This is a genomic window from Pandoraea cepalis, assembly GCF_902459665.1.
In the GTDB taxonomy this organism is placed as follows: Bacteria; Pseudomonadota; Gammaproteobacteria; order Burkholderiales; family Burkholderiaceae; genus Pandoraea; species Pandoraea cepalis.
Window position 1 is genome coordinate 131,032 of record NZ_CABPSL010000003.1, and the last position, 22,883, is coordinate 153,914.

At 62.6% G+C, this 22,883-nt stretch carries 19 protein-coding genes and 1 tRNA gene; 11 read left to right on the forward strand and 9 right to left on the reverse strand.

Annotation, left to right across the window (positions count from 1 at the left end; all coding sequences use genetic code 11):
• The first annotated feature begins 116 nt into the window (after positions 1-116).
• A complete protein-coding gene (locus PCE31106_RS06840; RefSeq protein ID WP_017231823.1) occupies positions 117-1,034 on the forward strand; it encodes a LysR family transcriptional regulator in 918 nt (305 codons plus the stop codon).
• Positions 1,035-1,117: 83 nt separating this feature from the next.
• On the opposite strand, the gene PCE31106_RS06845 is transcribed toward PCE31106_RS06840, so the two are convergent.
• From PCE31106_RS06845 to gloB, 3 genes are all read right to left on the reverse strand, one after another.
• Positions 1,118-3,019 (reverse strand): propionate--CoA ligase, encoded by a 1,902-nt coding sequence (locus tag PCE31106_RS06845; protein ID WP_017231822.1) that lies wholly within the window; start codon positions 3,017-3,019, stop codon positions 1,118-1,120.
• 410 nt (positions 3,020-3,429) lie between these two features.
• A complete protein-coding gene (locus tag PCE31106_RS06850; protein ID WP_150562811.1) occupies positions 3,430-5,112 on the reverse strand; it encodes a transglycosylase SLT domain-containing protein in 1,683 nt (560 codons plus the stop codon).
• Between the two features lie 325 nt (positions 5,113-5,437).
• Entirely contained in the window at positions 5,438-6,220 is a 783-nt protein-coding gene (gloB, locus tag PCE31106_RS06855; protein WP_254440940.1) for a hydroxyacylglutathione hydrolase, read from the reverse strand.
• A gap of 59 nt (positions 6,221-6,279) precedes the next feature.
• Here gloB and PCE31106_RS06860 point away from each other — a divergent pair, with 59 nt between their 5' ends.
• The 4 genes from PCE31106_RS06860 (at position 6,280) to PCE31106_RS06875 (ending at position 8,786) form a co-directional block, all read left to right on the forward strand.
• Positions 6,280-7,140, forward strand: coding sequence for a methyltransferase domain-containing protein (locus PCE31106_RS06860; protein ID WP_150562813.1), 861 nt, complete (start codon positions 6,280-6,282; stop codon positions 7,138-7,140).
• Between the two features lie 11 nt (positions 7,141-7,151).
• Positions 7,152-7,601 carry a ribonuclease HI gene (gene rnhA, locus PCE31106_RS06865; protein ID WP_017231812.1) on the forward strand — a complete coding sequence of 150 codons (450 nt, stop codon included), beginning with the start codon at positions 7,152-7,154 and terminating at the stop codon, positions 7,599-7,601.
• A gap of 112 nt (positions 7,602-7,713) precedes the next feature.
• Positions 7,714-8,454 carry a DNA polymerase III subunit epsilon gene (gene dnaQ, locus PCE31106_RS06870; RefSeq protein ID WP_150562814.1) on the forward strand — a complete coding sequence of 247 codons (741 nt, stop codon included), beginning with the start codon at positions 7,714-7,716 and terminating at the stop codon, positions 8,452-8,454.
• Between the two features lie 257 nt (positions 8,455-8,711).
• Positions 8,712-8,786, forward strand: a tRNA-Val gene (locus PCE31106_RS06875).
• Between the two features lie 93 nt (positions 8,787-8,879).
• Here the strand turns inward: PCE31106_RS06875 and PCE31106_RS06880 are convergent.
• The 4 genes from PCE31106_RS06880 to PCE31106_RS06895 form a co-directional block, all read right to left on the reverse strand.
• Positions 8,880-9,872, reverse strand: coding sequence for an FAD:protein FMN transferase (locus tag PCE31106_RS06880; RefSeq protein ID WP_150562815.1), 993 nt, complete (start codon positions 9,870-9,872; stop codon positions 8,880-8,882).
• Complete coding sequence (locus tag PCE31106_RS06885; RefSeq protein WP_150562816.1) at positions 9,853-12,063, reverse strand: PepSY domain-containing protein; 2,211 nt, start codon at positions 12,061-12,063, stop codon at positions 9,853-9,855. The genes PCE31106_RS06880 and PCE31106_RS06885 overlap by 20 nt, the downstream gene beginning before the upstream one ends.
• Positions 12,064-12,088: 25 nt before the next feature.
• A complete protein-coding gene (locus tag PCE31106_RS06890; RefSeq protein ID WP_150562817.1) occupies positions 12,089-12,556 on the reverse strand; it encodes a DUF2271 domain-containing protein in 468 nt (155 codons plus the stop codon).
• Between the two features lie 112 nt (positions 12,557-12,668).
• Positions 12,669-13,085 (reverse strand): PepSY domain-containing protein, encoded by a 417-nt coding sequence (locus tag PCE31106_RS06895; RefSeq protein WP_150562818.1) that lies wholly within the window; start codon positions 13,083-13,085, stop codon positions 12,669-12,671.
• 143 nt (positions 13,086-13,228) lie between these two features.
• Here PCE31106_RS06895 and PCE31106_RS06900 point away from each other — a divergent pair, with 143 nt between their 5' ends.
• Positions 13,229-13,888 carry a response regulator gene (locus PCE31106_RS06900; RefSeq protein WP_150562819.1) on the forward strand — a complete coding sequence of 220 codons (660 nt, stop codon included), beginning with the start codon at positions 13,229-13,231 and terminating at the stop codon, positions 13,886-13,888.
• Between the two features lie 2 nt (positions 13,889-13,890).
• Positions 13,891-15,261, forward strand: coding sequence for a sensor histidine kinase (locus PCE31106_RS06905; RefSeq protein WP_150562820.1), 1,371 nt, complete (start codon positions 13,891-13,893; stop codon positions 15,259-15,261).
• An 88-nt stretch (positions 15,262-15,349) separates the two neighbouring features.
• Here PCE31106_RS06905 and PCE31106_RS06910 read toward each other — a convergent pair whose 3' ends face one another.
• Positions 15,350-15,898, reverse strand: a complete 549-nt coding sequence (locus tag PCE31106_RS06910) for a hypothetical protein (RefSeq protein WP_150562821.1) — start codon at positions 15,896-15,898, stop codon at positions 15,350-15,352.
• Between the two features lie 15 nt (positions 15,899-15,913).
• Here PCE31106_RS06910 and PCE31106_RS06915 point away from each other — a divergent pair, with 15 nt between their 5' ends.
• Together PCE31106_RS06915 and PCE31106_RS06920 are read left to right on the forward strand one after the other, a co-directional pair.
• Entirely contained in the window at positions 15,914-16,423 is a 510-nt protein-coding gene (locus tag PCE31106_RS06915) for a hypothetical protein (RefSeq protein ID WP_150562822.1), read from the forward strand.
• Positions 16,424-16,675: 252 nt separating this feature from the next.
• The gene (locus PCE31106_RS06920; RefSeq protein ID WP_150562823.1) at positions 16,676-18,916 is read left to right on the forward strand and encodes an NADP-dependent isocitrate dehydrogenase; all 2,241 of its coding nucleotides are present in this window, start codon (positions 16,676-16,678) and stop codon (positions 18,914-18,916) included.
• A gap of 121 nt (positions 18,917-19,037) precedes the next feature.
• Here PCE31106_RS06920 and PCE31106_RS06925 read toward each other — a convergent pair whose 3' ends face one another.
• Complete coding sequence (locus PCE31106_RS06925; protein WP_051060051.1) at positions 19,038-19,688, reverse strand: TetR/AcrR family transcriptional regulator; 651 nt, start codon at positions 19,686-19,688, stop codon at positions 19,038-19,040.
• 157 nt (positions 19,689-19,845) lie between these two features.
• On the opposite strand from PCE31106_RS06925, the gene PCE31106_RS06930 reads away from it, so the two are divergent.
• Complete coding sequence (locus PCE31106_RS06930; RefSeq protein WP_017231808.1) at positions 19,846-20,685, forward strand: metal-dependent hydrolase; 840 nt, start codon at positions 19,846-19,848, stop codon at positions 20,683-20,685.
• 1,116 nt (positions 20,686-21,801) lie between these two features.
• Complete coding sequence (locus PCE31106_RS06935) at positions 21,802-22,842, forward strand: porin (protein ID WP_130026513.1); 1,041 nt, start codon at positions 21,802-21,804, stop codon at positions 22,840-22,842.
• Positions 22,843-22,883: the final 41 nt, after the last annotated feature.

Genomic DNA, 22,883 nt, shown 5'->3' on the forward strand with positions numbered 1-22,883 from the left:
GGAGCGGGTATTTTTGACAACAATGATAATATTTCGAAGGTTTCGTTGCCATTTCGGCAAAGCTGAAATCGCAGCCAATCCTCTCGCAACAGACGGCGCCATCCGCCCATCCGCCCATGCAAACACACGCACTTCGCTACTTTCTCGAAGTCGCTCGTACCGGCTCGCTCAGTCGCGCCTCCGAGCGCCTGCACGTGGCGGTCTCCGCCTTGAGCCGACAGATCGCGAAGCTCGAGGAAGATCTCGGCACACCGTTGTTCGAGCGTCGTCCGCGCGGCATGGTGTTGAGTGAGGCGGGCGAGTTGCTTGCCGATCATGCGCGTCGCATGCTGCTCGATGCGGAACGCGTCACGTCGGAAATCCGGGGGCTGTCGGAAGTGGGGCGCGCGACGATTCGCGTCGCCAGTGCGGAGGGTGTCGCGCGGGATTTCCTGCCACAGGTCTTCGCACGCTTTCGCGAAACCTACCCTGGCGCGCACTTTCTGCTCGATGTTGTCTCGCCGTTCGTCGCCACGGAGCGCGTACGCGACGGCGAAGCGGATATCGCCGTGTGTTTCAGCGTCGCCCCGGAAAAAGGGGTGCAGGTCGTTCACACGCAACCGGCGCCGATCTATGCCTTGATGGCCAAGCAGCACCCGCTCGCCAAACGACGCGACATCGCGCTTGCCGACTTGCTGCCCTACCCGATGGCGCTATCGAATGCCGGCGTGACCATCCGCCAGATGTTCGACCTGTGCTGCATTCTCGAAGGCCTGCTGTTCGAACCGGTGTTCGTGAGCAACTATCACGCCTCGCTGCACAGCTTCGTGCGCTCCGGCAATGCCGTGACGCTCACCGGTCTGCTCACGGTGCGCAGCCGGCTCGATCCGGAAGGGCTCGTCGCCATCCCCATCCGAAATCCGGCGCTGCACCAACGCTCACTGCAAGTGCAGACAATGGCCGGACGCACCCTGCCCGCCCCTGTCGAAGCCTTTCTCGGCCTGCTGATCGACGCCATCCGCGCGCCCGAAATTCTCGACAAGCCATTCAGGTGACGAGGTCGAATTGGGAGACGGGATATCGACGGGCGATGACCTGTCATGAGCACGCGCCTGCGCCGTGCTCATGACGCTGCGAACTACGCGCCCTTCACCGCGTCGCGTACCTGATCGAGCGCGGCCGGATCTTCCAGCGTGATCAGGTCGCCGGTTTCGCGACCTTCGCAGATGGCCTGGATGGCGCGACGCAGCAGCTTGCCCGAGCGCGTCTTGGGCAGCATCGCGACGAAGAACACGCGTGCCGGACGCGCCACTGCCCCCAGTTGCTTGTCCACCGTCTTCATGACGTCGCCCTCCAACGCCAGACGCGCCTCGGGCGTGGCCGCCAACGCGGGCTGACGCAGCACTGCGAACGCGATGGCCACCTGCCCCTTCAAGGCATCCTGTGCACCGATGACCGCGACTTCCGCCACGGCCGGGTGACTCGAAATGCTCTCTTCGATCTCGCGCGAGCCAAGCCGGTGCCCCGCCACATTGATCACGTCGTCGGTGCGACCGAGGATGAAGTAATAGCCGTCTTCATCGCGCACGCCCCAGTCGAAGCTCGAATACAGCGTGCGGCCTGGCACCGTCTGCCAATAGGTCTTGACGAAGCGCGCGTCGTCACCCCAGACGGTGCTCATGCAGCCCGGCGGCAGTGGCCCTTCGATGGCCAGCACGCCCTTCTCGTTCGGCCCGCAGTCCTCGCCGGTCACCTCGTTGACGAGCTTCACGTCGTAGCCATACACCGGTTTGCCCGGTGACCCGAGCTTGCCCGGCAAGGCCTCCACGCCGCGCACCATGCCCAGAATCGGCCAGCCGGTCTCCGTCTGCCAGTAGTTGTCGACGACCGGTTTGCCCACGCCGTCGGTGAGCCACCGCGCCGTGGGTTCGTCGAGCGGCTCGCCCGCGAGGAAGATCAGCCGTAGCGACGACAGGTCGTATTGGGTCAGATACGCCGGGTCTTGCTTCTTGAGCACGCGAATCGCCGTGGGCGCGGTGAAAAGCTGCGTGACCTTGTATTTCTCGACGATGCGCCACCAGATTCCGCCATCGGGTCGGATCGGCGTGCCTTCGTACATCACGGTCGCAATGCCGGCGAGCAACGGCGCGTACACGATATAGCTGTGCCCGACCACCCAGCCAATGTCCGACGCGCAGAACATCGTGTCGCCCGGCTTCGCGCAGAAGATGTGCTGCATCGACGCCGCCAGCGCCACCGCATACCCGCCGGTATCGCGTTGTACGCCCTTCGGCTTGCCCGTCGTACCGGAGGTGTAGAGCACATAGGACGGCTCACTCGATTCGAGCCATTCGCAAGCCACGGCGGCATCGAGAAACTGCTCGCGCAATGGCGCGTAGTCGATGTCGCGGCCGGGCACACGTGTCATCGGCGAGAGGCCCCGGTCGATCAGCAGCACATTCGACGGCTTGTGCTGTGCGAGCGCGATGCCTTCATCGAGCAGCGGCTTGTAGGGCACAACCTTGCCGTTGCGCGAGCCGGCGTCGGCTGAGACGATGACAGTCGGTTGTGCGTCGTCGATGCGTGCTGCAAGATTGACTGAGGCGAAGCCACCGAACACCACCGAGTGAATTGCACCGAGCCGCGTGCAGGCAAGCATCGCGAACAGCGCTTCGGGCACCATCGGCATGTAGATCAGCACCCGCTTGCCGCGCGCAACGCCCAGCGATTGCAGCGACGCCGCCATGCGATTCACTTCTGCCGCCAGTTCGTCGTACGTGTAGACACGCTCCTGCTCGGTCTCCGTCGACACCCAGATCAGCGCATTTTGCGAGCCACGCGACGGCAAATGGCGGTCGACGGCGTTGTGGCACAGATTCGTTCGGCCACCAACGAACCATCGTGCAAACGGTGGCTTGTCGTAATCGAGCACCTGGGTGAAGGGTGTCTCCCAGTCGATCAGACGGGCCTGCTCCTCCCAGAAGGCCGCGCGCGAATCGGGCGCAATGGAACGGGCGTGAAACGACGCATACGAAGTCATGGTGTCTCCTTGCATATAAGAATTGGCTCGCGCGCCCGGTGCCCGACCGGGAGTGCCGGTGGGGAACGGAGGTGGCGCGGCGCCGGATCGGGCCGGCAGGGTCGAGCGGCATGTCGCCGTCGACCGGCAATGCGTTTCGGTGCAATGAAATCGTCGGACACGGATGCCGTGCCTCGCGCTCAGTGTGCCCGTTGACGCTTACGGAAGGCTTACCGGACGGGCCGTCCAGCGGCCGAAAACGCTAGGGGATTACACGAGGTCGAGCAGGAACGGTGACGGCGAGACGGCGCGGCGAGACATTCACGACCGAAAAAGACAAACGCCCGTGACGGGGTATCGTCACGGGCGTTAGATCATGAGCCGGTGCTTCTACGATCTGACGATCGGTCCAGCGCGGTCGATGCCGTCGCTCAGCGCTGTGCCGTGCGGGTGACCTTCGAAGACGTCTTGGCCGCCGGCTTAGCGGCCGTCTTGGCCACCGTCTTGGCTGGCGCCTTCGCCGCGACCTTGGTCCGTGCCGTCTTGCCGCCGGACGCAGCCGCCTTGGTCGTCTTGGCCGGACTGGCGGCCGGCCGACGCTCCACCACGCGGATCATCTTGCCGTGCTTGCCGCGCACCAGACGCGTATGCGGCGCTTCGCCGTCGCCCGTGGCCGCCGGGGCCTCGGACGCAGCCGCCACGCGCAAGGCGTCCTTGACCGGTACGTGAAGCACCAGCAGTTGGCCCGACGTGAGCGTATCGCGACGCAGACGATTCCAGCTCTTGATCTGTGCGACGCTCACGCCACTGCGCTGGGCCACGCGGGCGAGCGTGTCGTGCTTGCGAGCGCGCACCATCACCTTGCGCGTATCGGGAATATCCGGCTCCAGCGCAAGCACGGCATTGCGTGCTACCGACGCGCTGATGTCCTGGTCAATGTCGTCCGAGCGCGGCACCAGCAACGTCGAGCCCGCCTTGAGGCGCATGCGCGGCGCAATGTTATTGACCGAACGGATGACCGCGGCGTCGACACCCAGCTTGCGCGCGACGTCTTCCGGACGCTCACGCGATGCGGACGTGTAGGTCGTCCAGCTCGATAGCGGCTTGTCATAACCCTTCAGACGACGCTGAAACACTTCGGCGCTATCGAACGGCAGGAGAATCTTCGGCTGTGCCGCACCAAGAATCACAGGCTTGCGGAACGACGGATTGAGCGCGCGGAATTCGTCGAGCGGCAGGTCGGCCAGCTTCGCGGCCAATGCCACGTCGATGTCGCGCTTGGTGGTCACGCTGACGAAGTACGGGTGATTCGGAATCTCGGGCAGCTTCACGCTGTAGATTTCCGGGTGCGCAATGATGTTCTTGATCGCCTGCAGCTTCGGCACGTAGTAACGCGTCTCGGTCGGCATGCGCAGGCTCAGGTAATCGGTCGGCAACCCTTGCGCCTGATTACGCTCGATCGCGCGCTGCACGTTGCCTTCGCCCCAGTTATAGGCCGCGAGCGCCAGTTGCCAGTCACCGAACATCGCATAGAGCTTCGAGAGGTAGTCGAGCGCCGCGGTCGTCGAGGCGAGCACGTCGCGGCGCTCGTCCTGGAACATGTTCTGCTTGAGGTTGTACGTCTTGCCCGTGCTGGGAATGAACTGCCACATGCCGGCCGCCTTCGCCGTCGAGAGCGCCTGCGGGTTATACGCGCTTTCCACGAACGGCAGCAGCGCGAGTTCCGTCGGCATATGACGGCGCTCGAGTTCTTCAACGATGTGGAACAGGTATTTGCTCGAGCGCTCAATCATGCGCTCGACGTATTCGGGACGCTGCGCGTACCACTGCGTGCGGTCCTGCGCGAGGTCGGTGTCCAGATCGGGGATCGCGAAACCGTGACGAATGCGCGACCAAAGGTCGGCGTCATCGCTGCCGTAGGCCAGGTCGTTGATCGAGTCGCTGTCCAGGTCGATGGTCTGATCGCTTGAGACGCGTTGCTTGCCTTTGGCTGTCGTGGCGAGAGGCGATTGGCCTTGCGCAGTCGGCGTGGAACTCAATGCACCGTTGGTCGGTGCTGTGCCGGCACACGCCGCCAGAAGCAGCGTCAGTAGCAAGCTAACGATAAGTCGCATTGATCGGGCTCGAATTGGGTTGCATCTTCATGAAATTGGCAAGAATGGTAAGGAAACCCTTCAGATGCGTCAACCATTCTGCCTAATTTTTTTGCAAAATTTACGCAAAAAGACCCCAAATTTGAGGGTTATCCCCGATCTTGGACGGTCGCGATGTGGCTGAAACGAGACGCCCGGACGGCGGGCCCGGTGGGATCGATAAGAGACCGAAACATCGCAGGGCGGGGATGCGACAAGGCTGAGCAGGTGCGAGCGAACATGTCAACGCCCGCTTTGTGACAATGTCATGCCATGCCACGCTGTTGACAGCGTGGCAGAGTCACGATCAACGGAAGCTGTCTTTCCAGCTACGCACGGTGGCAAATACCGCCTCGCGAGAGAGCGACGCGCGCCCTGCATGGCGTTGCGCAGCCGCGATGACGGCCGGTGCGTCGCTGCGCAGGAAGGGGTTGGTCACGCGCTCCTGGGCGAGCGTCGTGGGCAATGTGGGACGGCCGGCCGCGCGAAGCGCCGTTGCCTCCCGATGCCACGCATTGAGCGCCGCGTTATCCGGATCGACCGCCAGCGCGAAGCGAATGTTCGACAGCGTGTATTCGTGCGCGCAGTGCACGAGCGTGGCGGGCGGCAGCGCGGCGAGCGCATCCAGCGAAGCGAGCATCTGTGCAGGCGTGCCCTCGAACAGGCGTCCGCAGCCGCACGAGAACAGTGTGTCGCCGCAGAAGAGATGCGGCGCGCCTGCGGCCCCGGCGCCGAGGAAATATGCGATATGCCCTTGGGTGTGGCCGGGCACGTCGATCACTTCCAGCGTCATGGCCGGGGCGGCGATGTGAACCGTCTCGCCGCCGCCATGCGGATGATCGACGCAGGCGATGGCTTCGCCGGCCGGGCCGTGCACGGGAACGTTGAAATGCTCGAGCAGCGCATCGACACCGCCGATGTGATCGGCATGTTTGTGCGTGATGAGAATGGCGCGCAGCGTGAGATTACGCGATTTGAGATAGGCGAGCACCGGCGCGGCGTCGCCCGGGTCGACCACCACGGCATCTTTGCCGTTATCGACGACCCAGAGATAATTGTCCTGGAACGCGGGGACGGGAAAGACGGTCATTGTTCCGGCCGACGCCTCACTTACCGCATCTGCGTGCGCATCCATATATACTCGCCACCATGTCAGAACGTCCGATTATAGACTGGCCCCTCTGGCTCGTCTCACCACCAGGCCGCTACGCGCTCGCATGGGAACAGGCCCTTTTCGACCAATGGGTCGGGGATCTGTTCGGCTATCACGCGCTGCAACTCGGCCGCCCCGAACTGGATACCCTGCGCGAGAACCGCATGCCTTATCGCGGTCTCGTCCTGACGGCTGCGCGCGGCCCCGACGCCTCGCCGCTCGTGACCAAGGCCGCCAGCGATACAACCAGTGGCACGCCGTCGTGCCACGTGGGCGCGGCCGACATGATCCCACGTGACATCCTCGTGAGCCGCTTCGACGAGTTGCCTATCGCTACGGCGAGCACCGATCTCGTGGTCCTGCCGCACGTGCTCGAGTTTGCCGAGAATCCGCACGACATCCTGCGCGAGGTCGAACGCATACTTGTGCCCGAGGGACAGGTCATCATTACCGGCTTCAACAATCTGAGCCTGTGGGGCGCGCGCGAAGAGCTGGGGCGACTCGCCGGCACGCCGTTCCTGCCGCCTGGCGCCGATCTCATCGCCTTCACGCGTCTGAAGGACTGGCTCAAGCTGCTCTCCTTCGATATCGATCGCGGCCGCTTCGGCTGCTACCGCCCGCCCCTGCGCGGCGAGCACTGGCTGCAGCGCTTCGAGTTCATGGAACCGGCCGGCGACCGTTGGTGGCCAATTTTCGGGGCACTCTATGCGGTGCGCGCGGTCAAGCGCGTGCGAGGCATGCGCTTGGTCGGCAAAGTGCGCAAGCGTATACTCGGCCTCCAGCCGGCGGCGGCCCCCGTGGCAACACCCAACACCACGCATCGCCAGATGGCGGAAGCGGCCGACGCGCCCGATTGATCGTTTGAGAGATGACCTTGCCGCAAGTTGAGATTTACACCGACGGTGCCTGCAAAGGCAATCCTGGCCCCGGCGGCTGGGGCGCCCTGCTCGTCGCGGGCAAACACCGCAAGGAAATGTTCGGCGGCGAAGCCAACACGACCAACAACCGCATGGAGCTTCTGGCCGTCATTCGCGCGCTCGAAGCCCTGAACAAGCCCTGCAGCGTGGTGCTGCACACCGACTCGCAGTATGTGCAGAAAGGCATCAGCGAGTGGATTCACGGCTGGAAGGCCCGTGGCTGGAAAACCGCCGCCAAGGCGCCGGTGAAGAACGCCGACCTGTGGCAGACACTCGACGCCGTCTCGCAGAAACACGAAATCGACTGGCGTTGGGTGAAAGGTCATGCCGGCCACGACGGCAACGAAGCCGCCGACCAGTTGGCCAACCGAGGCGTGGAGAGCCTGCGTCGCGGCCAGTGAGCCGGTGGCCATCGCCGCGGCTTGAGCAGTATCCGCGCATTGCGTGAGGGGTCATGACCCGCGGCGCGTCAATTCCGAAAGCACACGAAGCACACTAGATTCAACGAACAGCATGCGACAACTGATCCTCGATACCGAAACCACCGGCCTGAATGCGAAGACGGGGGACCGTCTGCTGGAAATCGGTTGCGTCGAACTGGTCAATCGCCGCCTGACCGGCAACAACCTGCACTTCTATATCAACCCCGAGCGCGACAGCGATCCGGGCGCATTGGCGGTGCACGGACTCACCACCGAATTCCTTTCCGACAAACCCAAATTCGCCGAGATTGCGGAAGAGTTGCGCGAGTACTGCCGCGACGCCGAAATCATTATTCACAACGCGGCGTTCGACCTGGGCTTCCTGGATATGGAATTCGCCCGCCTCGGCTGGCCGCCGTTCATGCAGCATTGCTCGAGCCTGATCGACACGCTGCTGCGTGCCCGGGAGATGTTCCCCGGTCGACGCAATTCGCTGGACGCCCTCTGTGAGCGTCTCGGCGTGAACAACGCGCACCGCACGCTGCACGGCGCCTTGCTCGACGCGGAATTGCTCGCCGACGTGTACCTCGCCATGACGCGCGGCCAGGAGAGTCTCGTCATCGAGATCGGCGATGGCGACGGGGGCGATGTGGGCACCCAGCGCGAAAAGATTTCGTTGCGCCAGTTCGATCTTCCCGTAATCGCGGCAGCGGATGACGAGGTCGCTCAGCATGCCGGTGTGCTGAACGACATCGACAAGGGGATGAAGGGGACGTGCGTATGGCGTACCGAACCGGCGCCCCCGGAAGGCGACACGGCACAAACGGCGTGAGTTCGCAACGAACCACACGGAAAATTCGCACGAAGGCCTTCCCAAGCACGAAAAACATCCCTATAATTGCGGTCTTTGCTGCTTGCGAGTCATCGCAAGAAACGGCGTGAAGTGATCGAGAGATATCGTCACGGCGGCAGCAAAAAAGAACAAAAGAAAAGTTGCAGACTTCTACGAAAGCAGTTAAAGTTCTGCTCCTGATTGCGAAACAAAATCTTCAGCAATCAGCACTAAATCATTGATTTAGTTAATGATTTGGGTGGTTAGCTCAGCGGTAGAGCACTGCCTTCACACGGCAGGGGTCACAGGTTCAATCCCTGTACCACCCACCAGATTTGCGCGAATCGCGCCGAAAAAGGTCCTCAGGCAAATGCCGAGGGCCTTTTTCTTTTGTCGCCGCCCTCCGTCAGCAGAGGCATTTGCCGTCAATCTGTCTGCTGCACGCTGGCAAAGCAGCCAGTCCCGATCACGCGAAGAGCATCGCCGTCGCGTACGACGAAGAGTGCGTCGAGGCGCCGGCGCTGAGCATAATCTCGTCCCGCCTTCACGCCTAACACCAGCAAGGCTGTCGCGTAAGCGTCCGCGTCCGCGCACGTCGGTGCAATGACCGTCACCGACGCAACAGAACTGCACAGTGGCCCGCCGGTTCTGGGATCCATTGTGTGCGAGACCCGCGCACCGTTGATGTCGGCCCAGCGGCGGTAGTCGCCGGACGTCGCGATGGCGGCGTTACTCAGTTCGATCACGCCCATTGATGTGTGCCGCTCGTAATCCGGGGCCTCAAGCGCAATCGCCCACGGCGACCCATCCGGCTTGCTTCCGCGCGCGCGCATTTCACCGTCGATACCGACGAGCCATGAGCCGATCTCGTGCTCGCTCAACACGCGTGCCAGTTCGTCAACGCCAAATCCCTTTGCAATGCCACACAGATCCAGCGCAACGGGTCCACGCTTGCGCACCCGGCACAGCGACACGTCCACGTCGATCAGATCGCTCACCGAGGGACATGGGCTCGCTTGCGACGTGTCCACCGCGCCTGGACGATGTGCACGCTGCTCGCTCGATGGCCCGAAGCCCCACCTACCGACAAGGTCGCCGACGCCGATGTTGAAGGCATTGTGCGTATCACTGCCAATCTCCAGCGCACGTGCAAGCAAAGCCGCGAGACTTCTGGACACCGGGACCCAGCAGTCCGGCTTGGCACGATTCAGCCGCGACAGGTCGGAGCCTTCCTTCCAATTCGACATCTGCTCGTCAACCGCGCCAACCGCCGCCGCGAGCCGCGCCGCCAGTTCCTTTTCGTCCGTCTTCGGCGACACATGGAAGGCTGCGGTGTAGCGGGTTCCCATCGTCGCGCCGCTCACGCGCCAAAGCTTAAGTTGCGTGTCCGGCAACGCCTCAATAGACATCTTCGACATAGCGTCCCTGCCCTCTCAGTTGTTCGACGGACAAACCGGTATCCGTCAGAATACGTTCCCACGCCTGCGCGACGCCCTCCGCCATCCCGCGGCCGCCGCACACCATGATTTGCGCGCCGTGCGCAACCAGGGTGCGCAGGCTCTGTGCATCGGCGACAAGGCGCTCCTGCACATAACTCCGGCTCCCGGAACGTGAGAAGGCAGTCGTGAGCGCCTGCAGTCGCCTGTCGGCTACCAGATGCTCGAGTTCGTCGCGGTACAAGAAGCCATCGTCTGCATCGCGCGCACCGAAGTAAAGGTGCATCGGACGGCGGGACGCGTTGTGCCGGATGAAACCAATCAGTGGACCGATCCCAGTACCGGCCCCGATCAGGATCACGGGAGCGCTTCCGGCACCCGGCCGAAAGCACGCGTGCGACCGCATGAATGCCTCAACCGCTTCGCCGGGCTGCAGGCCTGTGAGATACCCGGAGCACACGCCGTTCGGGTGACGCCGCACGCAGATCTCGATCAGGCCATCCGCCGTTGCGCTCGCAAGCGAGTAGTACCGGGGCGAGGTGGCGCCCGGCGGCACGACGCCGAGCAGATCCCCGGTCTCGAAACGAGGCAGCCGCGGCCGTCGCAGGGTGGCCCAGACGCCCGCCCCCTCGGCGGGCATGAAGCGCAGCACCGAAGTCATGTCGTCTGTACCGGCACCATAGTCGTCTCGTGAGACGAGCTTGAGCGATATCGTGGGAGGCAGCAATGGCGTGTAGTGAATATCGAGCGGCACGCCGAGCCTTTCGGCGAGCCCCGTACACCACTGCCGGAATTCGGGTTCAGACTGCCGGTCAACCGTGCCCGGATCGGTCAGTGCGTCCAACCCCTTGGCGCTCAGCGCGTCATGAACCGTTCGCGCATACCCGCAAAAATGAGGAAACTGACGGTCGCCGAAGCCCAAGACCCCGAACGCCACCCCGCCAGGGATCGTCAGACGCTCCAGCTTCGGCAGGAATCGTGTAGCGCTCTCCGGTGCATCGCCGTCACCATACGTGGCAGTCAGGACCAGCAGACATTTCAGGCTGCGATAGCCGACAGCAAAATCGTTCATTGGCGCAATATGCACACGAAAGCCAGCCTGGGTCAGCGCGGCGTGCAGTGCCGAAGCAAAGCCCCACGTGCTATTGCCGTCGGTGCCCACTAGCAACACAGTATCCGCGTCGCGTGCCGGCACGTTGCAAGCGAGCTTCGGCATGCCCCGCCGACGACGCAGCCACAACAGCAGGCCGGTTGCGGCCAGCAACGGCACCGACGCCGACGATGCGCCGAGGATCAACCCGAGCCACCATAGCCCTTCGCCCGTGTGCAGCATGCGGACGACTCCTTGCAAACGTTGCCAGGCATCGGCCGGCTGAAAGGCAAGCCATCTGCCTGACGATGGATCGACATAACCGACGCCATCTGTCGTATTCACTTCGACGACGCTGCTCGGGTCGGCCGCGTTGGCAAATGTCAACTGACGCAGCCTGGAGACATCGATGGCCAGTGCGGGCAACTGCCGCAGCGGCATCGGGGACGTCGTGGTTGCCGAAACGACGAGGCTGGGCTCCTGCGCGCCGCCTTCCGGGATTACGCCGAACGTCGTCAACGACATGACTACCCCGGTCATCGCCGACAGTGTGAGCCCGGCAAGCACGGCCCGTGCAGTTTCGTTATGCAGTCGCTGCAACCCGTCCCCCCGAATCGGAGCCAGAATATGCTTCCACCCGCCCATCCGGCGTGCGAGCAACACAAGCCCAGACAACACCGCGAACAGCATGAAGGCAGCAGTCGCGCCTGTTGCTATCCGGCCAGCGTCACCGAGAAAGAGCTTGCGATGGAGGTTCTTCACCCAACGCTCGACAGGCGATGGGCGATAATCGCCGACGGCCTTGCCGGTAGCGGGATCAATGATCGATGCATGTTGTTCGCCGCCGGCGTGGTAGTACGCGAGGATCTCCCCTGACGGTCGGCGCACGAGTGTTTCGACGTCGGGCACCGAAGTGCTCACGCGGTAAGCGAGCGTTGCAACGCTCAGCGAAGTGAGGTCTGAGCGAACGGCACTTGCGTGCTCAATTGCGGGATTCACCGACAACACCGCGCCTGTCATGGCGACGACTGTCATCAGCAATGCAGCGATGAGACCGGGGATTGAATGGAGCTTGCGTAACATCGGGCACCTCCTCGCCTGCCCCTGGCTACAGTGAATAGCGGAACGACTTCACATAGCCGCGCCCCTTGGTCGTCTTGTTTGCGCCCGAGGTGGTCAACGGCACGACGACCTCGGACGGGTACTCCTTCATGTCCTCGACCGCCGTGTCGATGTGAACCTCGTACCCGGCGTCGAGCAGCGTGTCGGACAGATCCAGAGTCGCACGCAGTGTCTTGCCTGCGCCGACGCTTGCGCCCGTAATGCCATCTACCTTTGCGGTGCCGCCCGTGGCGCGATACCAGTCGCTCAGGTGCCGGTAGTACTTGGCCTTGCGCCCCGCCACCCACAGCGTGCCCTGATACCGTCCCGCGCGATCGGTGACATACATGGCGACGTAAGCGCCATCTCCCCCATAGTTCGACAGTTGCGTTTCGAACGAAACCTGGCGCGCGGATGCAAGTGAAGGGGCTACGAGCGCGCCGGTGAGCACAGCGATCGGGAATGCGTGTTTCATCTGGATTCTCCTGATTTGGGCAAAAGGGGGGCATCGCACCCATCGCATTGGCCTGCCGCTGCTTCAGCAGGGTCAATGCCGATGAGGTACGCGGTGCGTCGGCAATAAGGGGTCAGCGGATCTGGACCTGGGGCTTCGTGCCGGGCTTCAGCAAACCTCCGGGGGGTGCGTCAGCCGGCGGCTTGCCGGCATTCGCGTCCGGCAGGCGTCCGCGTGCGCCGCTGTGGTCGTCGTCTTCACGCTTCATGCGGACGACGTCAAGGGTGACGGGATCAAGTTTTGCCTTGAAACGCCGGCCATCGGCATCACGCCCCTTGACCTCGTAGCAACCGTCGTCGATCCTGAGCCTGTCGATCTGCCACCCCTTTTGCTGCGCCATCGTCTGGACGGCGTCACGCGGCTTCCAGGCGTTGACCGGCGCCTCGCAATCGTCGCTGTCGCGCGCCTGTGCGGGATGGTGAATGCCGACAGCGCCGACAAGCGCAAACATAGTGAGTACCAGGCTTCTGGCAATTCGCAGCTGTTTCATGACTTACATCTCCCATTCGCATCCTTGGACGCCACAATGCACCCGAAACCTGAAGCCAAGCTTGCGAACACAGGAAATTTTCGTCATGTTCGCGACAGGTTCGCGTGGCAAAGTCACGCGAGACACCCATCCGGGAGATCTTAATGAGAGTTCTGCTCATCGAGGATGAGCCTTGGCTCGGGGAGGCCGTTCGCGACCAGATCGAGAAAGACGGACATCCGACCGACTTCGTCACCACCCTCGCCGAGGCACGCCGGCACATTGCGGTCGCCAACTACGACCTGGTTCTGCTCGATCTGCTGCTTCCCGACGGTAGGGGACTCGACTTCCTGCGACAGCTCCGCACGAGTGGATCGACCGTGCCCGTCATCATCCTGACAGCGCTCGATCAGGTGTCGAACCGTATCGCCGGCCTGAACGCCGGCGCCGATGACTATCTCGTCAAGCCGTTCGACTTGTCCGAGCTTTCCGCACGAGTGAGCGCGGTGTCGCGCCGGTATTCAGGCAATCCGAATCCCCTGGTCAGGCTCGGCGAACTGCGTATCGATACGGCGGGGCGCAGCGTGATGCGCGATGCCGCACGCATCGACCTGACGGCCAGTGAGTGGGCGCTTCTCGAAGCCCTGATTCAGCATCCGGGGATGATCGTATCAAGGAGCCGGCTGGAGGATCGCCTTTATTCCTTCAACGAGGAAATTGGCAGCAACGCCATCGAGGTACATATGAGCCGGCTGCGCAAGAAGCTTGGTGCCGATGTCATCGAGACCTTGCGCGGGCTCGGCTATCGGCTGAAGCTGGACTGACCATGCTGCACAGCCTGCAAAGTCGACTCGCGGCAGCACTGGTGGCAGGGCTCGCCGTACTGTCGCTCGCGGCTGCGGCCGCTTCATTTCACGTGCTGCGCCACGAAGTCGATCAGATGTCGGACAGTGCGTTGCAGGAAACGGCGCAGCGCCTGTTGCCGCTCGCCATCATGGATATCGTCGGGCGCGACGCGAATGGCGATGACGATGGCAGCCGCCGTATCGCAGCCGTTCGCCCGCACGACGAATTGCTGACCTACGCGGTTCGCGATGACCGTGGCAAGCTCCTGCTACGATCGCACGACGCCGATATCGCCATCTTCCCGCCTGACCTGAAAGCGGGCTTCACGTCCACGGCGTCGCACCGGATTTACGCCGAACCGGGCTTGCAGGGCACGATCTCCCTGATGATCGCCGAGCCGCTCGCCACGCGCCGCCATGCAGTGATTGAAGCCGCACTCGCGGTCGCCAGGGTCCTCATCCTGTTTCTGCCGGTCGGCCTGTGTGGCATCTGGCTGATTGTCCGCACCGGGCTACGGCCAATCCGGCGCTTCTGCGACAGCATCGCCGCACGCGGCCAGAACGACCTGACACCGCTCGAAAAGCAGGAACTGCCGACGGAGGTCGCTCCGGTCGCCGACGCGGTCAATGACCTGATGGCCCGCCTGGACCGCGCGCTGGCAGCGGAGCGCAGCTTCACTGCCAACAGCGCGCACGAGTTGCGCACGCCAATTGCCGCAGCCCTCGCGCAGACGCAGCGCCTCATGGCCGAAATGCCTTCCGCCGACGCGCGCGAACGCGTGCGAAATGTCGAGAGGTCCCTGCATACCTTGTCGCGGGTCAGCGAAAGGCTCATGCAACTCGCGAAGGCCGAGAATGGACGCGTGCTCGGGGACGCGCCGCAGGATCTGCGCCCGGTACTGGAGCTTGTCGTGGAGGATTTTCGGCGCGTTGCGTCTGAGAAGCCGATCCAGCTCGACGTGCCCGACCAGCCCGTGTCGTCGTGGATCGACGCGGACGCATTCGCTATCGTCGTGCGCAATCTGGTTGAGAATGCGCTCAAACATGGTGCGTCCGGGAAACCGGTGGCGATCGCGCTGTCGGTCACCGGTACGCTCAGTGTCCGGAATCGAGGGCCAGTGCTGCCGGACGATGAACTTGAGCGTCTGACGAAACCGTTCGAGCGCGGCGCGACGACCGCCACAGGCAGCGGGCTTGGTCTGGCGATCGTCGAAGCGATTGTCCGCGGCGCGGGTTCGGTTCTTACGCTGCGCTCACCGGCTCCGGGCTGGCAGGATGGCCTGCAGGTGAGCATCGATGGTTTGCCGCTTGCGTCCGCGAGGCCGATTCGCGAGAAGACCGGACCAGCGTAATCAGTTGGGATGGTGTGACGCGAGACAGCCCGGATTCAACCGAACGATACCGGGATCGATGCGAACGAATGGCCAACCTGCACCGGAATCAGCGCTTGAACCCTGCGGCGCCCATCACTCGTGTCTCCGGCCCCGTTAGCGAATAGACGATCCCCGCGTTGTTCGCCACCGCGCCCGTGAGCACGCCCTGCGTCGAAAACGTGCAGGCGCTGCCCGCGCACGCGCCGCCACTCACGTTCTGTGTCATGGTGCTGAACGTCCCCCGCGCGCCATCCGGACCGATTCTCGTGGTTCCCGACCCCGTCACGTAGGTCTGCCCGGGCATCGCAATACTCAAATTGGGCGTGACGCTGTACTGCGCATTCTGAAACGCAACGCTGAGCGACCCGGATAGCGTGCCAATCGCGCCCGTCGTCATGTCGATGGCCTTCGTTGCACCAGCGAGCGCATAGGTCATCGTGCCGGACACCGGCAGATTGGCGTCCAGCGTCGGGCGCACCACGATGTAAGGCATGCCTGAGCGCCAAGTCGTCAGATCGAACGCCACGTTGTGATCGAACGCACGCCGCGACGTCCATTTCCCCCACTCCAGCTGAGCGAGCGCCGCATAGGCCGCGTCGGGCGATCTCGTGCGCATCAATGCGCGCGCCTGTTGTTGCGCCTGATCTTTTACTTCGGACGAACCTGGCGGGCCGGGTTGAAGGGAGAAACGCACGTCGACAACAGCGCCTTCGGAAGCGCACACGCCACCAGCCAGGACAGCGGAAAACGCCGCCGCAACGAACGCGCGCCGGCAAAACGATGGAACGAACATGCCAAGAATCCCCGATACGACGAGACCCCGATCGCACCGGTAGCCTCTTGCTGGTCTATTTATTGGTTTTGCTTCGCACTGCCAAATGCCACGGTCGAGCATCTACCTGTTGTCATTGCGGCAATGGTAGCGAACGCGCGGCGCCAAATCGGGGGCCAAGACCGAGTCCGCAACGAAAATGTCCCGGAGCCAACGCGTGGGCGCCATTTGAGTGCAACGATGCTGGCATGGCAAGCGGAAAATCAGGGCGCGCGCTCACCACATTCGCTCAGGGTTCGCCTGCCGAATCCGACTTCGTCGCACCTTTTTCATACATTTTATCTATCAAAAAATAAAATCAATCAATAATTATCGTCTCACCGCCCCCCTCAACACACTGCCTTACCCAAGCGGCGCCACACGTTGCGGGGTTTTGCACGAAGTTATGGGGCCTACAGTGCCAGTCTTATATAAGACCCAAGCATTCACATTACGAAAAGGCATTTCAGTTTTGCCCCCGACCCGTGTCACAATCGGAAAAATTCGTCATGGCTAGCTGACTGTTACCCCAGTCGGCAGCGCTCCCCCACCGTTCCCTGCTTCTTGAATCCGAGACCAGCGATGAGTACGCAGCAACCCAGCATCATCTACACCCTGACCGACGAAGCACCGCTTCTGGCCACCAGCGCTTTCCTCCCGATCATTCGTACGTTCACGGCACCGGCGGGCGTGTCGGTCGAGACGAGCGACATCTCGGTCGCGGCTCGTATCCTCGGAGAATTCCCCGAGTTCCTGACGGAAGCGCAGCGCGTGCCGGATAACCTCGCCGAGCTGGGCCGTCTGACGCAAGACCCTGATACGAACATCATCAAGCTGCCGAACATCAGTGCGTCGGTGTTCCAGCTCCAGAGTGCGATCAAGGAGCTGCAGTCGAAGGGCTACAAGGTGCCGGACTTTCCGGAAGACCCGAAGTCCGACGAAGAGAAAGCCATCCAGAAGCGTTACTCGAAGTGCCTCGGATCGGCCGTCAACCCGGTGCTGCGCGAAGGCAACTCGGATCGTCGCGCCCCGCTCGCCGTCAAGAACTACGCCAAGAAGCACCCCCACAGCATGGGCGAGTGGAGCATGGCTTCGCGCACGCACGTGGCGCACATGAAGCATGGCGACTTCTACCACGGCGAAAAGTCGATGACGCTCGACCGCGCCCGTGACGTCAAGATGGAACTCGTCACCAAGAGCGGCAAGACGATCGTGCTCAAGCCGAAGGTCGCGCTGCTCGACGGCGAAATCATCGACAGCATGTTCATGAGCAAGAAGGCGCTGTGCGACTTCTATGAAGAGCAGATGGAAGACGCGCGCAAGACCGGCGTGATGCTCTCGCTGCACGTGAAGGCCACCATGATGAAGGTCTCGCACCCGATCGTGTTCGGCCACGCCGTGAAGATCTTCTACAAGGAAGCTTTCGAGAAGCACGGCAAGCTGTTCGACGAACTGGGCGTGAACGTCAACAATGGCCTCGTGAATCTGTACGAGAAGATCGAATCGCTGCCGAGCACGCAGCGCGAAGAGATCATCCGCGACCTGCATGCTTGCCACGAGCATCGCCCGGAACTGGCGATGGTCGACTCCGCCAAGGGTATTTCGAATCTGCACGCGCCGAACGACGTGATCGTCGACGCCTCGATGCCGGCCATGATCCGCATCGGCGGCAAGATGTGGGGTGCCGACGGCCGTCCGAAGGACACGAAGGCCGTGATCCCGGAGAGCACGTTCGCGCGCATCTATCAAGAAATCATCAACTTCTGCAAGACCAACGGCAACTTCGACCCGACCACCATGGGTACGGTGCCGAACGTCGGCCTGATGGCTCAGAAAGCGGAAGAGTACGGCTCGCACGACAAGACCTTCGAAATCGCCGAAGACGGCGTGGCGAACATCGTCGACATCGCCACGGGCGAAGTGCTGCTCTCGCAGAACGTGGAAGCCGGCGACATCTGGCGTATGTGCCAGGTCAAGGACGCGCCGATCCGTGACTGGGTGAAGCTCGCCGTGAACCGCGTGCGCAATTCGGGCATGCCGGCCGTGTTCTGGCTCGACCCGTACCGCCCGCACGAAGCCGAGCTGATCAAGAAGGTTGAAACGTACCTGAAGGATTACGACACCAACGGTCTCGACATCCAGATCATGTCGCAAGTGCGCGCCATGCGCTACACGCTCGAGCGCGTGATTCGCGGTCTGGACACCATCTCGGTGACCGGCAACATTCTGCGCGACTACCTGACCGACCTGTTCCCGATCATGGAACTGGGCACCAGCGCCAAGATGCTGTCGATCGTGCCGCTCATGGCCGGTGGCGGCATGTACGAAACGGGTGCCGGCGGCTCGGCACCGAAGCACGTCAAGCAACTGGTGGAAGAGAACCACCTGCGTTGGGATTCGTTGGGTGAATTCCTGGCACTGGCAGTCTCGCTGGAAGACCTGGGCATCAAGACGGGCAACCAGCGCGCCAAAATCCTCGCCAAGACGCTCGATGCTGCCACCGGCAAGCTGCTCGACAACAGCAAGGGTCCGTCGCCGAAGACCGGCCAGTTGGACAACCGCGGCAGCCAGTTCTATCTGGCGATGTACTGGGCGCAGGAATTGGCCGAGCAGAAGGACGACGCCGATCTGGCCAAGCACTTCGTATCGCTCGCCAAGCAACTGACCGAGAACGAGAAGGCCATCGTGGGCGAATTCGCCGACGTGCAGGGTAAGCCGGCGGATATCGGCGGCTACTACAAGCCGGACTTCGAGAAGCTCGAGCAGGTCATGCGTCCGAGCAAGACGTTCAACGCTGCGTTGGAAAGCGTCGCGAAGGCGTAATGAAGAAGTAACATCCGGGCCGAACGACGGGCGATCATCAAGGATCGCCCGGTAGTCCCCACAAAAAAGCTGGCAGATGCCAGCTTTTTTGTTGCCTTCTTCAACACGGGCACCCGTAGCCTTAGCCGTCCGCGCGCAACAGCCCCCAGCACAACCGGTAAAGCTCGTCCTCGAACTCGGGAGTGCCAAGCAAGGGGGAATCTTCCAGCGCGGCCGAGCGCAGCGTGCCCATGACGGCCCGCGTGAGCACGAAGACGGTGGCGGCGGTGGGTGGCCGCATTTCGGGCGCGTCGCGCCGCGACATGGCGACAGCGATATGTTCGGCCGCCTCGCGCATGGCTTGCATGATGTTCTCGTGGTGATCGAGTTGCCACGCCATCTTGATGAGCGAGCGTTTCACACGCCCGCCTGCGCCGAAGGCTTCGATGAGCACCCGCAGCCGCTCGCGAATCACGCGTTCCGGGTCGGCCCCCTCGTCCGCCGCTCGGGCGATGCGCTCGTTGAGTTCGTCCATCACCCGACGCCGTTCGCGCGCGATCATCGCGAGCAGAATCGCCTCCTTGGTCGGGAAGTACTGGTACAGGGTACCGATGGAGAAGCCTGCCTTGCGGGCGATGCGATTGGTTGTGAGCGCCGCCTCGCCTTCTTCGTCGAGAACCTGAGCGGTAGCTTCAAAAATGGTCTCGACGGTGTGTTGCGCCCGTGCCTGCATCGGCCGCTTTCGCATGGCGGACGGGGCGTTCTGGGTCGCGGGCGGCTTGGGTGTGGCCATGTTGAAAAACCTGAGCGGGAAGCGAGTTGCGGCAAAGCGCCTGAAAAATGAATAATGCTCACATTCGCCGCAAAACTCAAGAGACCGCAACGGAACGCGCTTGCCGCGCCGCGTCGGCGCTGCGAATCCCTCAACATCGCCGCAGAGGCAAGACACCATGAGCCACGACATTTCTGCCCTGACCGTACGCAAACTGACTGTCGATCTGGCCGATGGCTTCGCGCGTCATTGGCACAGCGGCGATGCCTATCGCACCATGTATTACAACGCGCTGTCGATGAGCTTCCCGGTGGGCGAGCAATCGTTCATCGACTCGGTGCGCGACACGATGGATCGCCTGCCCGCCGATGCGAGCTACGACACGCTTCGGGCAGACATCGCCCAGTTCATCGGACAGGAAGCGACGCATCGGCACCTGCATGGTCAGTACAACGCACAATTGGCGAAGCAGGGACTGGTCAATCACTGGGAGAACTGGGCGACGACACGCATTCAGTGGGCGCGCCGCCGCAAGCTCTCGCCAATGTACATGCTGGCCGTGACGGCCGCCTACGAGCACTGCACGGCGGTATTCGGCGACGGGGCCCTTCGTTACGACCGTTGGCTCGCGAAGGCCGAACCGAAGATGCGCCTGATGTGGCGCTGGCACGCGGCCGAGGAAACGGAGCACAAGGCTGTAGCGTTCGATCTCTATCGCGCACTCGGCGGCAGCGAACGGCAACGCGTTCTCACGTATCTCTACGTGCTGTTCATGTTCGCAGTAGAGAGCCACGCGCAGACGATCAATAACCTCTGGCATGACGGCACCCTCTTCAAGCCCCGCACGTGGTGGGGTTTCATCACGATGTTCTTCGGGCGCGATGGGGTCGTCTGGCGTAGCACCGGACCAATGCTCAAGTACCTCGCGCCTTCGTTTCATCCGAACCGGCACGGCGATCCTTCGCTCGCCGAAAAGTGGCTGACGGCGCATCAGGCCAATTGGCGGGCGGTTCGCTGATTTTTGCTCGACGCTTTGTTCGTGCTGCTTGGCGCTTGACCCTCGCCTCCCTCTGCGGTCGGCCGCCGGGCCGGTGCCCGTTTTCGTCGCTCCACGAAATTCGCTTTGGAAAACGGGCACCGGCCCGACAGCTCGAAACGCACCCACACATCGTCGCCCCCTCCCCCACGCCCCCACCTCACCGCATTCCCCCACCTCGTCGTCACGATGACACCGTCTTCTCATGCGCCCAGGCTCTCGCCGACCGTCCCCACGTGCTACGCATCTGCTGGTGACGATCGTCGAGAGCCTCGCCATCCCCCAAGCACTTCCCTATGCCCGGTTTCGTGACTTCTTCGCGAAATGTTTCACGCGCCATCTGGACGCATCCGGAGCACTTCGCCACGCCCGCATCGTGATGTCTTCGTCGTGAGTTTTTTCTCGCCCTGAGTAGGCTCACTCTGAAACACTTGGCCACGCCAGGTACCGTGATGTCGTCGCCGCGCGCTGTTTCTCTCCCTGATTAGGCCCGCGCCGAAACACTTGATCGCACCGGGTATTGCGATGTTGTCGCGAATTGATGCATGGGCTGGTTGGACGCATGGTGTTGCAGCTTTGTCGGTAGCCACGGCCGTTGTGGACTGGGCGAGGCGAGGGACTGATGGGATGTCGAGGGTCTCGCCGACCGTCACCAGCAGATGCGCAGCACGTGGGGACGGTCGGCGAGAGCCTGCGCGCATGAAGCGGCGGTGTCGTCGTGACGGTGGGGGGGGTGATGGTGGCGGGGTGGGTAGATGGGGAGGTTGCGACGATGGATTGGCGTGTTTCGAGTCGTCGGGCCGGCACCCGTTTTCCAAAGCGAATTTCGTGGAGCGACGAAAACGGGTACCGGCCCGGCGGCCGACCGCAGAGGGAGGCGAGGGTCAAGCGTCACCCCAACAACGGAATACCGAGTATCAACGCCGAGTGATATGCCACAAGCGGCATCTTGATAATAATAATCACACCTCAAAGCAGCACCGATACCCGCGCAACGTGAAGTCAGTGTGTCAATGACTCAGGCGTGCCCCCTTGCACCCTTCGGTGAGAAGCGAAGTTCGAGGCACGCATAAATCAAAACGAGACGGAGACACAGTCATGAGCAAGGCAGCAGGTTGGCTGCGGGGCGCGCTCGCCCTCGCGGTTTGCGGAGCCGCGGGCGTCGCCCACGCGCAATCGAACGTATCGCTTTACGGTCAGGTCGACGCCTGGGCCGGTGCGGTCAAAACGCCCGGCGGCGAACGCGCCTGGACGCAGGCCGGCGGCGGAATGTCCACGTCGTACTGGGGGATGAAGGGCACGGAAGATCTCGGCGACGGTCTCAAGGCGATCTTTGCGCTGGAGGACTTCTTCCTGCCGCAAACCGGACATTACGGACGCTTCACCGGCGACAGCTTCTTCTCCCGGAATGCCTACGTCGGCCTACAGTCGAATACGCTCGGTACGGTCACGATGGGCCGACTTACCACGTCGTATTTCGTCTCGACGATTCTGTTCAACCCCTTCGTTGACTCGTATACGTTCAGCCCGATGGTCTATCACACGTTCCTCGGCCTCGCGGGCCAAGGCATCGTCGGTGATTCGGGATGGAACAACGCCGTGATGTACGCCACGCCGGATTACAAGGGGCTCGGGGCCAGCGTGTCTTATGCCTTCGGCAACAAAGCCGGCGAGACCGGGCAGAACAAGTGGAGCGCCGCCGCGATGTATTTTCACGGCCCGCTCGCCGCCACGCTCGCGTATCAGCAAGTGAAGTTCGATTCGACGCCCGACGATCAGGCCGGCATCACCGGCTTTCGCAATCAGCAAGCGCTCCAGGCTGGCCTGACTTACGATTTTCACGTCGTCAAACTCTACGGGCAATATCAGTACATCAAGAACACGATCACCGGGGGCAATCTGACGTCCAACGGCGCTCAGTTCGGGGTGTCGGTGCCGCTCGGCGCAGGCAGCGCGATCGCGTCGTACGCCTATACGAAAAATTCTGGCCAGAACGACGTCAGTCGAAATACCTGGGCCGTCGGTTATGACTACAACGTCTCGAAGCGCACCGATCTTTATGTGGCCTACCTGAACGACAAGGTATCCGGGCTGGAGGCCGGGAATACTTTTGGGCTGGGCATGCGAACCAAGTTCTGAGAAACTCCGCTGCACGGACTCGCGCACAGTACAATGCGCGC